Here is a 13,534-nt window from a genome sequence, read left to right on the forward strand (position 1 = left end):
CACCTCTTTGAACTGGTGTCCAAAACTTACGGATTCATGCTTGTGCAGGTTCCGCTGTGCACTGCATCATAGCGGCTTCTTCCTACGGTCGCGGCCATTCAGCCCGCTCGGGCGATGGCCTTACGGAGCATCGCGCTTGAACGAGAATATCCTGTGGTTGCATGAGCTACGCCTGGCCGACCTGGCCCGCGTAGGCGGTAAAAATTCCTCACTTGGCGAGATGATCGGCAACCTGGCCGGGTTGGGCGTCTCGGTTCCCGGTGGATATGCGACCACCGCGGAAGCTTTCAAGGACTTCATCGCACACAACGATCTGTCCAAGCGCATCTTCGACAAGCTGGCAACGCTGGATGTCGAAGACGTCAACGCACTCACGCTGGCCGGCAAGGAAATCCGCGGCTGGGTGATCGATGCCCCGCTGCAGCCCGAACTGGACCGCGACATCCGCAGCGCCTACGCCCAGTTGTGCGCCGAAAACGGCGGCGGCCAGGTTGCCGTGGCCGTGCGCTCCTCGGCAACCGCCGAGGACCTGCCGGACGCCTCGTTCGCAGGCCAGCAGGAGACCTTCCTCAATGTGACCGGCGCCGACGATGTGGTGCACAAGGTCAAGGAAGTGTTCGCCAGCCTCTACAACGATCGTGCGATCGCCTATCGCGTGCATCACGGCTTCAAGCACGAAGACGTGTTCCTGTCGGCCGGCGTGCAGTTGATGGTGCGCTCGGGCGTGGGTGCGGCCGGCGTGTTGTTCACGCTGGACACCGAATCCGGTTTCCGCGATGTGGTGTTCGTCACATCGAGCTTCGGCCTGGGCGAAATGGTCGTGCAGGGCGCGGTTAACCCGGACGAGTTCTATGTCTACAAGCCCACGCTCACTGCAGGCAAGCCGGCGATCCTGCGCCGCTCGCTCGGCAGCAAGGCCATCCGCATGGTCTATTCGGACGTGCCCAGCGAGCGGGTGCGCACCGAAGACACGCCGGTGGAACTGCGCAGCACCTTCTCGATCAGCGACGAGGACGTGCAGGAACTTTCCAAGCAGGCATTGGTGATCGAAAAGCATTACGGCCGCCCGATGGACATCGAGTGGGCCAAGGACGGGGTCAGCGGCAAGTTGTTCATCGTGCAGGCGCGTCCTGAGACGGTGAAGTCGCGCAGCCACGCGACCCAGATCGAACGGTTTGCGCTGGAAGCCAAGGACGCCAAGATCCTGGCCGAAGGCCGCGCCGTCGGTGCCAAGATCGGTAGCGGCGTGGCACGTGTGGTGCGCTCGCTGGACGACATGAATCGCGTCCAGGCTGGCGATGTGTTGATTGCGGACATGACCGACCCCGATTGGGAGCCGGTGATGAAGCGCGCCTCTGCCATCGTCACCAACCGCGGCGGCCGCACCTGCCATGCAGCGATCATCGCGCGTGAACTCGGCGTGCCGGCGGTGGTGGGCTCGGGCAATGCCACCGACGTGCTCAGCGACGGCCAGGAAGTGACGGTCAGTTGCGCCGAAGGCGACACCGGCTTCATCTACGAGGGCCTGCTGCCGTTCGAGCGCACCACCACCGATCTGGGCAACATGCCGCCTGCCCCGCTCAAGATCATGATGAACGTGGCCAACCCGGAGCGGGCCTTCGACTTCGGCCAGTTGCCCAATGCCGGCATTGGTCTTGCGCGTCTTGAGATGATAATCGCTGCGCACATCGGCATCCACCCGAACGCGCTGCTGGAATACGACAAGCAGGACGCCGACGTTCGCAAGAAGATCGACGCCAAGATTGCCGGTTATGGCGATCCGGTGAGCTTCTATGTCAATCGCCTGGCCGAAGGCATCGCTACGCTGACCGCGTCGGTTGCGCCGAATACGGTGATCGTGCGTCTGTCGGACTTCAAGTCCAACGAATACGCCAACCTGATCGGCGGTTCGCGTTACGAGCCGCATGAAGAAAACCCGATGATCGGCTTCCGCGGCGCCAGCCGTTACGTCGACCCCTCCTTCACCAAGGCGTTCGCGCTGGAATGCAAGGCGGTGCTCAAGGTGCGTAACGAGATGGGCCTGGACAACCTCTGGGTGATGATCCCGTTCGTGCGCACGCTGGAAGAAGGTCGCAAGGTGATCGAAGTGCTGGAGCAGAACGGGCTCAAGCAAGGAGAGAACGGGCTAAAGATCATCATGATGTGCGAGCTGCCGTCCAACGCGCTGCTGGCCGATGAGTTCCTGGAGATCTTCGACGGCTTCTCGATCGGCTCCAACGACCTGACCCAGCTCACCCTGGGCCTGGATCGCGATTCGTCGATCGTCGCGCACCTGTTCGACGAGCGGAATCCGGCGGTGAAGAAGCTGCTGTCGATGGCGATCAAGTCGGCGCGCGCCAAGGGCAAGTACGTGGGTATCTGCGGCCAGGGGCCGTCCGACCACCCGGAACTGGCCGAATGGCTGATGCAGGAAGGCATCGAATCGGTTTCATTGAATCCTGACACCGTGGTCGACACCTGGCTGCGTCTGGCCAAGCTCAAGAGCGAGGGCTGATGGGACCGATGGGTGCAATGTGGGCGGCAGCTGCAGGGGCAGCTGCTGCAAAACCGGTTGCGGCAGCAGGAGCGGCAGCCGCGAAGCCGGCCGCGACCAGCGAGCCGGCCTTCAATTGGGCCGCCATCCCGTGGGCGCAGTACGCGGTCAATTGGGGGATGGCACTGCTGATCGTCGTGGTCGGCATGTGGCTGGCGCGGCAACTCAGTCAATGGTTGCACCGTGCGCTTACCCGCGCACGCGTCGAGATCACGCTCACCAACTTCCTGCGCAACGTGATGTACGCGTTGTTGCTGGTGTTGGTTTTCGTCAGCGCGTTGAGTCAGATCGGTGTGCCACCGACCTCGCTGATCGCAGTGCTCGGCGCAGCGGGCCTGGCGGTCGGTCTTGCGCTGAAGGATTCGCTGTCCAACATCGCTGCTGGCGTGATGCTCATCGTGCTGCGGCCGATGCGCGATGGTGATCACGTATTGATTGCCGGCCAGGAAGGCATCGTCGACGAGATCCGGATCTTCCAGACCAGGATCCGTTCGTTCGACGAACGCATGATCACCCTGCCAAACAGCACGATTACCACTGCCCCCATCGTCAACTACAGCACCTTGCCCAACCGCCGCCTGGAAGTGACGGTCGGCGTGGGCTATGAAGACGATCTGAAGAAAGCGCAGCAGCTGTTGCTGCAGATCGCCCAGGACAACCCGAACATCCTGGAATCGCCTGCACCATTCGTGCAGGTGACCAACCTGGGCGAGAGTACGGTCGACCTGATGTTGTTCGCGTATGCGACCAACGGCAACTTCGGCGCCGCCAAGAGCACCACGCTGGAGCAGATCCGCAACCAGTTGCTGGAAAACGGACTCAACATCCCCTACCCGCAGCGCGACCTGCACGTGTATCACCACGATGCCGATGGCAAGCCGATCTCCGACCTGTTGCTGAAAGGCATCGCCGACGATGGCGACCTGAGCAAGGGGCCTTCATTGGCGCGTTGATGCACGCGATGGCGTGATGGAAAAGCAAAAAGCCGCGTCGAACGATGCGGCCTTTTTGTTGATGCTTTTCGTGTTGGATGCATTTATTGGATGCGTTGCCACCGTGTGGCTTCCAACCCGCGCAGTCGGCTTGGAAATTAGCTGCCGCACGCGTGCGTGCCGTTGGCGTTGGACACCAGTGAGACGCCAACAGCATGCAACCACGCCATGGCCAGCGCTCAGGCCGGCACGTCGGCCTGGGTATCGCCACCAAGCGCCCCCATGAACTGACGATAGTGGCGCAACTCGTCGATTGAATCGCGCACATCGCTCAGGGCGGTATGCGCAGAACTCTTGGCAAACCCGTTGGCCACCGTCGGCGCCCAACGTCGCGCAAGCTCCTTGATGGTCGACACGTCCAGGTTGCGGTAATGGAAATAGCGCTCCAGGCGCGACATCTGCCGGTGCAGGAAGCGGCGATCCTGGCAGATCGAGTTGCCGCACATCGGCGAGGCGCCGGCGCGGATCCACTCGCCCAGGAATGCCACCGTCTGCGCTTCGGCCTGCGCGTGGGTCACCTGACTGTCGAGCACGCGCTGCCACAGACCCGAGCGGCGATGCTGATTGCGGTTCCATTCGTCCATCGCTTCCAGGGTTTCCAGCGGATGCGCAATGGCCAGTTCCGGCCCCTCGGCAAGCACGTTCAACTGCGCATCGGTCACGATGGTGGCGATCTCGATGATGGAATCGCGATCGGTATCCAGGCCGGTCATTTCCAGATCGATCCAGATCAGTCGGTCGTTGCCTGCAAGGTTCTCTGCCATGTCGCCGTCCTGTGGGGGGCCGTCGCCGGCCGGGTGCTGGAAAGGGCGCGCATCATACCGCGGCCGCGTCGCTCAGGGCGCAAGTGGCGGCTTGCCGCGTTTGGCCCTGAAGTAATTGGTCAGCCGCAGGCTCGCCTCGGCCGCGAGCACGCCGCCGCTGACCTGCACGCGATGATTGTGGCGCGGGTCGGCCAGCAGGTCGAAGACGCTGCCGCAGGCGCCGGTCTTGGGATCGCAGGCGGCGAACACCACGCGCGCGATCCGCGCATGAATCATCGCCATCGCGCACATCGCGCACGGCTCCAGGGTGACGTAGAGCGTGCAGCCGATCAGGCGGTGATTGGCCAGCCTGCGCCCGGCTTCGCGCATCGCCACGATTTCGGCATGCGCGCTGGGATCGTGGCTGGCGATATTGAAGTTCCAGCCTTCGCCAAGCACGTTGCCTTGCGCATCGACCAGCACCGCGCCCACCGGGATCTCGTCATAGTCGCGCTCGGCACGCTCGGCCAATTGCAAGGCGTGCTGCATCCAGTGCATATCGATCGTCGCGTGCGGCGTATCGGTCGGCGTAGCGGTGGGCATGCTCACGGGGCCGAACCGCCCTGGCGGTCCAGGAACGCGGCGAACGCGGCAACCGTGGCTTCGCTGACATGGTGTTCGATGCCCTCCGCGTCGCGACGCGCGGTGGCTTCATCGATGCCGAGCGCAAGCAGGAAGCGCTCCACAATCTGGTGGCGCTGCCGGCTGGATGCGGCCAGCGCCTCGCCGGCCGGGGTCAGGAACACCCCGCGGTAGGGCCGCTGCACGACCCAACCGTCGCGCACCAGCCGCTTGAGCATCTTGGCCACGGTGGGCTGCGCGACGCCCAGGCGCGCCGCGATATCGACCTGACGTGCCTCGCCGCCATCCACCAGTAGATCGGAGATCAGCTCCACGTAGTCCTCGACCAGCTCGGCGCGGCGCGCTTCGCGTACCTGACGGAAGCTCTCCATGTGCACCTGCGCATCGATCAGGACCGGCGCGGCCGCTTCCACCTTTTCGCTCTTGCCCACCCTCTTCCTCGTCATCGTCGCCGGCATCGATGCCGGAGCGCATAGTTTGAAGCACGCAGCAGATCAATACGATTGAAATTGCCAATGCTCAATAGCATAGCAACTGCTATATCATTCGCTAGACCCGTTTCGACCAAGCTGCATGCCCGCCGACACCGCCGCCTCAGCACCATCGTCAGCCACCGCCATCGGCGGTCTGGGCGACCACCAAGCCAGCGTCTCCGTGCCCAACGGCGGCCATTGGTGGTTCCGTCTGCTGGCCTTCCTGGGACCTGGCTACATGGTGTCGGTGGGCTATATGGACCCGGGCAACTGGGCCACCGATCTGGCCGGCGGCTCGCAGTTCGGCTACCTGCTGCTGTCGGTGATCCTGTTGTCGAACCTGATGGCGATCGTGCTGCAAGGCCTGTCGGCGCGGCTGGGTATCGCCACCGGGCTGGACCTGGCGCAGGCCTGTCGCGTGCGTTATCCGCGTGGCGTCAATCTGGCCCTGTGGGGCATTTGCGAGCTGGCCATCATCGCCTGCGATCTGGCCGAGGTAATCGGTACCGCGATTGCGTTGAAGCTGTTGTTCGGGATTCCGCTCACCATGGGCGCGATCATCACCGCGGTGGATGTGGTGCTGGTGCTGCTGCTGATGAACCGCGGTTTCCGCGCGCTGGAAGCCTTCGTGATCGCGCTGCTGCTGATCATCTTCGTGTGTTTCGGCATCCAGATCGCGTTGGCCGCGCCACCGATCGCGGCGGTACTGGGCGGTTTCATTCCGCATGCCCAGGTGGTCACCGACCCGCAGGCGTTGTATCTGGCGATCGGCATCATCGGTGCGACGGTGATGCCGCATAACCTGTATCTGCACTCGTCGATCGTGCAGACGCGCGCATATCCACGGACCGATGTCGGCCGGAAATCCGCGCTGCGTTGGGCGGTCACAGACAGCACGGTGGCGTTGATGTTCGCGCTGTTCATCAACGCCTCGATCCTGATCCTGGCCGCGGCGGTGTTCCATGCGCAGGGCCGCACCGACGTGCAGGAGATCGAACAGGCGCATGCGTTGCTGGCGCCGATGCTTGGCGTCGGCCTGGCCTCGACGCTGTTTGCGGTGGCGCTGCTCGCCTCGGGCATCAACTCCACCGTGACCGCAACGCTGGCCGGGCAGATCGTGATGGAAGGCTTCCTGCAATTACGCCTGCCGCCATGGATACGGCGCTTGCTCACCCGCGGCATCGCCATCGTGCCGGTGGTCATCGTGACCTGGCTGTATGGCGAAGCCGGTACCGCACGGTTGTTGGTACTCAGCCAGGTGGTGTTGTCGATGCAGCTGCCGTTTGCGGTGATTCCGCTGGTGCGCTTCGTGTCCGACCGGCAGTTGATGGGCGCGCTGGTAGCGCCAGCGTGGCTGATACGCATCGCGTGGGTGATCGCTGCGGTGATCGTATGCCTCAATCTGAAGCTGCTGTGGGATACCGCGCTGCATTGAGATGCGGCATCGGTGCGGGTATTGCGCCAGCGTTCGATCAAGTGTTTCCTATCGCCCGGACAACTGGAAGACGGTGTCGCGCTTTCTTCCCTTCAACGCGCACCATCGCTGTTGGTGATGCTTGAGAGATTCCAAAACGTGTCCTGCAATGATGGGTGGGCAAGGTCTCTCAGCGGAATCGACGGCGTCGGGGTGCGGTGCCCTCGCCGCACCAGACAGGTTCGGCGACGTGATTGAAGAGCGAAGTACCGCGCCAGACTTGCTCGAAGCAGCTGCAAGCGCTGTGCGCATGCTTACGATTCTTCCATGACGGCTGCGCATCGCGCGAATCGATCACATTCTGTACTCGTGGGTGCACTGCGCACGCGCGTGCAATCTGCCTCGAGCATCACGCGCTCTACTTGGCGCATGCACCGGTCTGTCCGTTGCCTGCAGTGGCCTTGCGCTGCTTGGGCATGCCTGACATGACGCGCCAACGCGCGCATGCGACCGCCGGGCTGCATGCCCTCGCCTGCAGGAGTTCTTATGGATCCGTTCGAGGCGCATCCGGCCGATGCCGGGCGCCGCCACTTTCTCATTTCCGGCACGGCAGCCGTGGCAGCGTTATCGCTGCCACATCTCGCCAGCGCTGCCGCGGCCACGCGCATGCCATCCACCTCGCCGCCCCACTCGTCCACTCACGGAGTCAAGCAGATGTCCAATTTCGTCAAACGTCCCGACGGCGCCACTATTTTCTACAAGGACTGGGGCAAGGGCCAACCGGTCGTGTTTTCGCACGGCTGGCCGCTTAGCGCCGATGCCTGGGATGCGCAGATGCTGTTCATGGGCCAGCACGGCTATCGCGTGATTGCGCATGACCGCCGCAGCCACGGCCGTTCGTCGCAGACCTGGGACGGCAACGATATGGATACCTACGCCGACGATCTGGCTGCGGTGATCGAGGCGCTGGATCTGAAAGACGCAATCCTGGTGGGCCATTCCACCGGCGGTGGCGAAGTGGCGCATTACGTCGGCCGCCATGGAAGCAAGCGCGTGGCCAAGGTGGTGCTGGTGGGCGCCGTGCCGCCGCAGATGGTCAAGAGCCCGACCAACCCGGGCGGCCTGCCGATGAGCGTGTTCGACGGCATTCGCGACGGCGTGGCCAAGGATCGGTCGCAGTTTTACCAGGACCTGACCACGCCGTTCTTCGGCGCCAACCGCGATGGCAACAAGGTCACCCAAGGCATGCGCGATGCGTTCTGGCTGCAGGGCATGTTGGGTGGGCACAAGGGCCAGTACGACTGCATCAGGGAATTTTCCGAAGTCGATTACACGCCCGACCTGAAGAAGATCGATGTGCCGGCGCTGGTGGTACACGGCGACGACGATCAGATCGTGCCGATCGATGCGTCCGGCAAGATGTCGGCCAAGATCATCAAGAATGCAGAATTGAAGATCTATGCCGGCGCGCCGCATGGCCTGACCGTTACCCATGCGGACCAGTTCAACAAGGATCTGTTGGCGTTCGCAAACGCCTGATCGAGGTTGAATGGATCAGCGAAAGGCCGGCTCGAGAGAGCCGGCCTTTTTTGATCTGGCGTCAGGGATTGTGCAAGAACAGCTCACGCACTCAGACAGGTTGTTGTCAGCCCGCATCGACGGTGCGCTCATACCGGCACCTTGCCAGTGATAGATCCGGTTTCGACGCGCTTGGACGCGACTGCGCATCGCTCGCAGGCAACGCTCGGCGCGCCGTGTCCTGCTGCCGACACGTGCGTTCGCGACGCCGGTCGCCGGAGCGCCGCGCAACGCGTCTGCGGGAAATGGCGGCCCGCCGCTGCGCAATGGCGCTCGACTGCTAGCCGCCAGCGCTTGTCATCGGCACCACGTCACTGCGTACGGGAACGCGGGCAACAGTTGCCCAGCGTGGCCGGTTTCGCCCTCTGCCTGGCCGAAAAAGTCCCCAGCGCCGGGCGCTCATCCGCCTACAGTCGAGCACGTCATCTCGGCTCGGACATCGCCACGACCATGCGTACGCCTTCTCCGTCCCAACCATTCCAGCTCGACCGCAGCGATGCGGTCTGCATCATCGGTGCTGGCCCGGGTGGGCTCAGCGCGGCGCGTGCGCTGAAGGCGCAGGGGCTGGACTACGACCAGTTCGAACGCCACGGCGACCTTGGCGGGATATGGGACGTCAGCAACCCCGGCTCGCCGATCTACGACTCCACCCACTTCATTTCCTCGCGCGATCTATCGGCCTTCATCGGCCATCCCATGCCGCGCCATTACCCCGACTACCCGTCGCATCGACAGATCCTGGCCTACCTGCGCAGCTTCGCCCAGACGTTTGGTCTGCGCGAGAAGATCCAGTTCGACACCGCCGTCCTGCGCATCGACAAACAGGCGGACGGGCGCTGGCAGGTGGCGTCGGCCGATGGCTCGCAGCGCATCTACGCCGCGGTCATCTGCGCATCGGGCGTCAACTGGGACCCCAGCATGCCGCAATTGCCAGGCCACTTCGATGGCGACATCCGCCACTCGGTGAGTTTCCGGCATGGCGACGAATTCCGCGGCAAGCGCGTGCTGGTGCTGGGCGCCGGCAACTCCGGCGCGGACATCGCCTGCGAGGCGGCCATGCATGCGCAGCGCGCCTTTCTCAGCGTGCGCCGTGGCTATCACTTCATTCCCAAGCACTTGATGGGGATTCCGGTCGACCAGATCGCCGAGACCGGCCCGCACCTGCCGTTATGGCTGGCGCGCCCGATCTTCTCGGCGCTGCTGCGCCTGGTCAACGGCGATCTGACCAAGCTGGGGTTGCCCAAGCCGGACCACCGTTTGTTCGAGAGTCACCCGTTGCTCAACGCCCAGCTGCTGCACCATCTGCAGCACGGCAACATCGCTGTCAAACCCGATATCGAGCGACTGGACGGCAGGCACGTGGTGTTCAAGGACGGCAGCCGCGAGCAGATCGAACTGCTGCTCTGCGCCACTGGCTACCGCTGGAGCTGCCCGTACGCCAGCGCGTATTTCCTCTGGAACGGCGGACGCCCGCAGATGTACCTGTCGATGTTCAACCGCACGCATCGCAACCTGTTCGGGATCGGCTACCTGGAAACCAATTCCAGCGCGTACAAGCTGTTCGACACCCAGGCCCACATGATCGCGTCCTACCTGACCGCGCAACGCCGCGATCCGGCCAGCGCACGCCGATTCGATGCGTTGATCGAAAACGATACGCCGGACCTGTCCGGCGGCATCCGTTTCGTGGCATCGCAGCGCCACGCCGTCTACATCGAGGCGCATGCATTCAAACGCTATCTGCAGCAGCTGCGCAGACAACTGGGCTGGGGCGAGCTGGGCGAACACATGTACGACGCGCTCAAGCTCGACGCCAGTGGCGATCCACGCATGCGCACTACCTCCACCGCACGGCTGGCCGATAGCGAGGTTGCCCATGGCTAGGCCGCAGGATCTGCGCGGCTGGCATGCGGTGATCACAGGCGGCGCCGGCGGACTGGGACGCGCGATCGCCGCGCGCCTGATACAGCGCGGCGTACGTTGCCTGTTGGTGGATATCGATGCCGATGCACTGGCACGTGCGGTGCAGGCGCTGGGTCCATTGGCATGCGCGCAGGTCGCCGACCTGACCGACTCCGCTTCGCGCGACCGGCTCGCAGAGCGACTCGACACGGACTGGGGGCAATTGCAGATACTGGTGAACAACGCCGGCATCGTCGGCACCACGCCGTTCGAAAAGCGCACGCCCGAGTCGATCCGCGGCGAACTGGAGTTGAACCTGCTGGCGCCGTTGTTGCTGACGCACCGGTTACTGCCGCTACTGCAGCGCGCTGGCGACGGGCGCGTGGTGAACATCGTCTCGCTGGGCGGCATGTTCCCGTTGCCCGAGTCGACGGTCTATTCGGCCAGCAAGTTCGGTCTGCGCGGTGCCATGCTCTGCCTGGGACCGGATGGCGTGCGCCTGGGCATTCGCGTCTCCATCGTCAACCCGTCGGCCACCGACACCCCGATGCTGATGCGCGAGGCCCTCCACGGCGGCAACAAGCTACAGTTCATGGATCGGCCGCAACAGCCTGACGAAGTCGCACTGCAGGTGCTGCGCTGCCTGGATGCGCCGTGCCTGGAGCGCTTCGTGCGCCCCAGCGAGTCGTGGACGGTGCGGCTGGCCATGTTGCTGCCCAACCTGCTGACGCGCGCCCTGCCGCTGTTCGCGCGCAGCGCCGAGCGCGGGCATCGCACCTATCTTGCATCGCTGCAGCAACGCGGCCTGATTCGCCCATGCCAGGATGGCTGGGAAGTGGTGCCGCCTGATCAATGCGCAGACCCGCCCATTCCGGTGCAAGCGAACGCGCGACGCATCTGATTGTCACCACTTCCGTTGCCGGCATGTGGCGGAGCACTGCTGGCGGATTCCGAAGCTCCCATAGGACGCCAGCACGCATGTCGTCCCGACTCCCCGCCCGCCTTGATCAGCTCATCGCGACCCGCGCGCCTGTCCGGGCGCTTGACCAGCCCAGCGTTGAAAGGCGCGCCGAAACGCCCGTGCATCGGCGTATCCCACCGCATGCGCCACCTCGGCCACGGTCATCTGCGAATTGCGCAGCAGATCCTGCGCGCGTTCGTAGCGGGCGGCATCGCGCAGCGCCCGGTAGCCGACCTGCTGCGCGCCGAGCCGGCGCCGCAGCGTGCGCTCGCTGCAATTGGCCTGGCGCGCAAGCTCCGGCTGCCGCGGCGCACGCTCGGCATCGCTGCGCAGCCGCAATGCGATCGATTCGACCAATTCATTGCGCGACGGCGGCCGCTGGATCAGCGTCTCCAATTGTTGCCGCAACAGCCCGCAGGTGGTGCGGTCGTAGCCCGGCAGCCGCGCGGCCAACCACTTGGCATCGAGCGTCATCCGGTTCCTGCCGGCAGCAAAACGCACCGGGCAGCGGAAAAAGCGCGTGTAGATCTCCAGCGGGGCCGATCGCGCGAAGGCCAGTTCCACCGCGCGCGGTCGGATGTCCGGACCCAGCATGCAGCGACTGACATTGAGGGCGCCGGCAAAGGCTTCCTCGATGAGATAGGGCTCGATCTCCAGATCGAACACATGCGGCACCAGTTCGATGGACGCTTCGCGCCCCTGTTGCGCAAATACGTGCTGCATCATCGCCCCGGCTTCGTGCTGATGGCTCAGCCCATAGCCGATCGCTTCGCCGAAGGTTTCGCAGGTGAGCATGGCCAGCCCGGTCAGGCCCCAGGACACCGGCCGTTGCCGCATGCCGGCCGCCAAGCCCATCGCCGGCTCGTCCAGCAGCCGGCGCGCGCGCAGGATCAGCGCACGTACCTGCTGGTAGGACAGCAGCAGGTCGCGGTCGGTGAATCCCAGCCCCTTGCACAGCCGCCCCGGCGGATGCCCGCGATCTTCGACCAGGCCCAGCAGCGAGCGCACCGTGTTGGGAACGATATTGGCGATGCGGCGATCATTGGCCGGCGCCTGATCTGCCTGGCGGCTGGCCAAGGACGCCTGCCTGCGTATTGCCGAATCCACTGCACGCGGCATGCTCAGCCACCTGCCAACGCGTGACGACAGCCAACGCGGCCGCGCGGCGCAGTGCTGCCGGCAAGATCGGCACCAGACACGCGCCTGGCGGATGCAGAGGCCGGCCGGGTTTGAACGTCCTGCATGCGCCATCTCCTCGCGGCAATGCGGGCTCGACCGCTCGGCAGCAGCTTAGCGCACCCAGTGCCGCGCGAGCCTGCTCTGAACGCGCACCGCCATCGACAGCGGACTCAGTCGCGCGGCAGGCGCTTGCGCGCGCTATCGCGCACATCCACGTCGAAGGTGACTTGCAAGGCCATCGCCTCGGCGTGCCCGGCGCCCGCATCGAAACTGAACTTAAGACCATCGCGGCGCGGTAACTGCCGTGCATATTCCTCCAGCGCATCGCGCGGGATCGCCAACTGCCAATGATCGGTGGCGCAATTGCAGGCCGCATGGCCACCGGTGAGGCTGACGCTATGACGGACCAGCCGTGCGCCCTGCCCGCTGGGCAAGCGACTGAGATTGTCGACGCTGCGGCCGGCCAGCAGGCTGGCCAGCTCGTCCTCGTCGATACGAAACCGCAGATGTTGGCCTTCAATCTGGATTTTCATGGATCAGCCGGCTCCATTGCTCGGGCGTATTGCAATTGACGAACTCAGCGCGTTCGCTGGCGGTGACAGTCACGCGATGGCACTGCAGTGAATGCTGCAAGGCGCGCAGCGAGCGTGACGATGCAGCGCCTGCCATCAACACCGTCAACGCCTCGCGCACGCTGGCATCCAGGCGCAGGCACATCGGCAGCATCTGGTCCTCGAAGGCCACACAGCGGAACTGCGTAGGCCTCAGCAGCTTGGCCAGCAACGCAGCCGACAACAGCGGCATATCCACCGGCACCACCACCAGCGTGGTCGCATCGGCCACGCCTGCGATCACGCTTGCCAGCCCTCCGAGCGGGCCGAGCTCGGGCTGGACATCGGCAATGCCGGCGTATTCGGGCCGGTTGCCGCTGACCACCACGTGTTGCGCACCGGCCTGTCGCAGCAGCGCCTGCATCTGTTCCAGCAACGGACGCCTATGCCAGGGCAGCAACGCCTTGTCCTGCCCCATGCGTGAGGAACGTCCACCGGCCAGCACCACGCCCGTCCACGGCTGCTGCAGCGTCATGCAACAGCCC

12 protein-coding genes are annotated in these 13,534 nt (G+C 64.5%); 6 read left to right on the forward strand and 6 right to left on the reverse strand.

Features of this window, described 5'->3' with window-relative positions:
- Positions 1-136 precede the first annotated feature (136 nt).
- Together ppsA and J7367_RS14940 are read left to right on the forward strand one after the other, a co-directional pair.
- Positions 137-2,515, forward strand: coding sequence for a phosphoenolpyruvate synthase (gene ppsA, locus J7367_RS14935; RefSeq protein WP_057659475.1), 2,379 nt, complete (start codon positions 137-139; stop codon positions 2,513-2,515).
- Positions 2,515-3,507, forward strand: coding sequence for a mechanosensitive ion channel family protein (locus J7367_RS14940; RefSeq protein ID WP_057659473.1), 993 nt, complete (start codon positions 2,515-2,517; stop codon positions 3,505-3,507). Before ppsA ends, J7367_RS14940 begins: the two co-directional genes overlap by 1 nt.
- A 218-nt stretch (positions 3,508-3,725) precedes the next feature.
- On the opposite strand, the gene orn is transcribed toward J7367_RS14940, so the two are convergent.
- The 3 genes from orn to mntR all read right to left on the reverse strand — a co-directional run bounded on the left by orn (position 3,726) and on the right by mntR (position 5,362).
- Positions 3,726-4,310 carry an oligoribonuclease gene (orn, locus tag J7367_RS14945; RefSeq protein ID WP_007971273.1) on the reverse strand — a complete coding sequence of 195 codons (585 nt, stop codon included), beginning with the start codon at positions 4,308-4,310 and terminating at the stop codon, positions 3,726-3,728.
- A 72-nt stretch (positions 4,311-4,382) separates the two neighbouring features.
- Positions 4,383-4,898 (reverse strand): tRNA adenosine(34) deaminase TadA, encoded by a 516-nt coding sequence (tadA, locus tag J7367_RS14950; RefSeq protein WP_057659471.1) that lies wholly within the window; start codon positions 4,896-4,898, stop codon positions 4,383-4,385.
- Positions 4,895-5,362, reverse strand: a complete 468-nt coding sequence (gene mntR / locus J7367_RS14955) for a manganese-binding transcriptional regulator MntR (RefSeq protein WP_022559153.1) — start codon at positions 5,360-5,362, stop codon at positions 4,895-4,897. The genes tadA and mntR overlap by 4 nt, the downstream gene beginning before the upstream one ends.
- A 142-nt stretch (positions 5,363-5,504) precedes the next feature.
- On the opposite strand from mntR, the gene J7367_RS14960 reads away from it, so the two are divergent.
- The 4 genes from J7367_RS14960 (at position 5,505) to J7367_RS14975 (ending at position 11,199) form a co-directional block, all read left to right on the forward strand.
- Positions 5,505-6,839, forward strand: a complete 1,335-nt coding sequence (locus J7367_RS14960) for an Nramp family divalent metal transporter (protein WP_057659469.1) — start codon at positions 5,505-5,507, stop codon at positions 6,837-6,839.
- A gap of 693 nt (positions 6,840-7,532) precedes the next feature.
- The gene (locus tag J7367_RS14965) at positions 7,533-8,357 is read left to right on the forward strand and encodes an alpha/beta hydrolase (protein ID WP_007964368.1); all 825 of its coding nucleotides are present in this window, start codon (positions 7,533-7,535) and stop codon (positions 8,355-8,357) included.
- Between the two features lie 489 nt (positions 8,358-8,846).
- Positions 8,847-10,280 (forward strand): NAD(P)-binding domain-containing protein, encoded by a 1,434-nt coding sequence (locus tag J7367_RS14970; RefSeq protein ID WP_057659468.1) that lies wholly within the window; start codon positions 8,847-8,849, stop codon positions 10,278-10,280.
- Positions 10,273-11,199, forward strand: coding sequence for an SDR family oxidoreductase (locus tag J7367_RS14975; protein ID WP_057659466.1), 927 nt, complete (start codon positions 10,273-10,275; stop codon positions 11,197-11,199). Before J7367_RS14970 ends, J7367_RS14975 begins: the two co-directional genes overlap by 8 nt.
- Before the next feature lie 111 nt (positions 11,200-11,310).
- Here the strand turns inward: J7367_RS14975 and J7367_RS14980 are convergent, their stop codons facing one another.
- The 3 genes from J7367_RS14980 to J7367_RS14990 all read right to left on the reverse strand — a co-directional run bounded on the left by J7367_RS14980 (position 11,311) and on the right by J7367_RS14990 (position 13,524).
- Entirely contained in the window at positions 11,311-12,378 is a 1,068-nt protein-coding gene (locus tag J7367_RS14980) for an AraC family transcriptional regulator (protein WP_057659464.1), read from the reverse strand.
- 230 nt (positions 12,379-12,608) lie between these two features.
- Complete coding sequence (locus J7367_RS14985; protein ID WP_057659462.1) at positions 12,609-12,971, reverse strand: hypothetical protein; 363 nt, start codon at positions 12,969-12,971, stop codon at positions 12,609-12,611.
- Positions 12,955-13,524, reverse strand: coding sequence for a molybdenum cofactor guanylyltransferase (locus J7367_RS14990; protein WP_057659461.1), 570 nt, complete (start codon positions 13,522-13,524; stop codon positions 12,955-12,957). Before J7367_RS14990 ends, J7367_RS14985 begins: the two co-directional genes overlap by 17 nt.
- Positions 13,525-13,534 lie beyond the last annotated feature (10 nt).

The organism is Xanthomonas sp. D-36-1 (assembly GCF_017746155.1).
GTDB lineage: Bacteria > Pseudomonadota > Gammaproteobacteria > Xanthomonadales > Xanthomonadaceae > Xanthomonas > Xanthomonas cissicola.

Excerpts from the sequence above, each read along its gene's own strand:
- J7367_RS14990 (WP_057659461.1), bottom strand. The coding sequence starts at position 13,524 with ATGACGCTGCAGCAGCCGTGGACGGGCGTGGTGCTGGCCGGTGGACGT.
- J7367_RS14965 (WP_007964368.1), top strand. The coding sequence starts at position 7,533 with ATGTCCAATTTCGTCAAACGTCCCGACGGCGCCACTATTTTCTACAAG.
- J7367_RS14970 (WP_057659468.1), top strand. The coding sequence starts at position 8,847 with ATGCGTACGCCTTCTCCGTCCCAACCATTCCAGCTCGACCGCAGCGAT.
- J7367_RS14975 (WP_057659466.1), top strand. The coding sequence starts at position 10,273 with ATGGCTAGGCCGCAGGATCTGCGCGGCTGGCATGCGGTGATCACAGGC.
- J7367_RS14985 (WP_057659462.1), bottom strand. The coding sequence starts at position 12,971 with ATGAAAATCCAGATTGAAGGCCAACATCTGCGGTTTCGTATCGACGAG.
- orn (WP_007971273.1), bottom strand. The coding sequence starts at position 4,310 with ATGGCAGAGAACCTTGCAGGCAACGACCGACTGATCTGGATCGATCTG.
- J7367_RS14940 (WP_057659473.1), top strand. The coding sequence starts at position 2,515 with ATGGGACCGATGGGTGCAATGTGGGCGGCAGCTGCAGGGGCAGCTGCT.
- J7367_RS14980 (WP_057659464.1), bottom strand. The coding sequence starts at position 12,378 with ATGCCGCGTGCAGTGGATTCGGCAATACGCAGGCAGGCGTCCTTGGCC.
- J7367_RS14960 (WP_057659469.1), top strand. The coding sequence starts at position 5,505 with ATGCCCGCCGACACCGCCGCCTCAGCACCATCGTCAGCCACCGCCATC.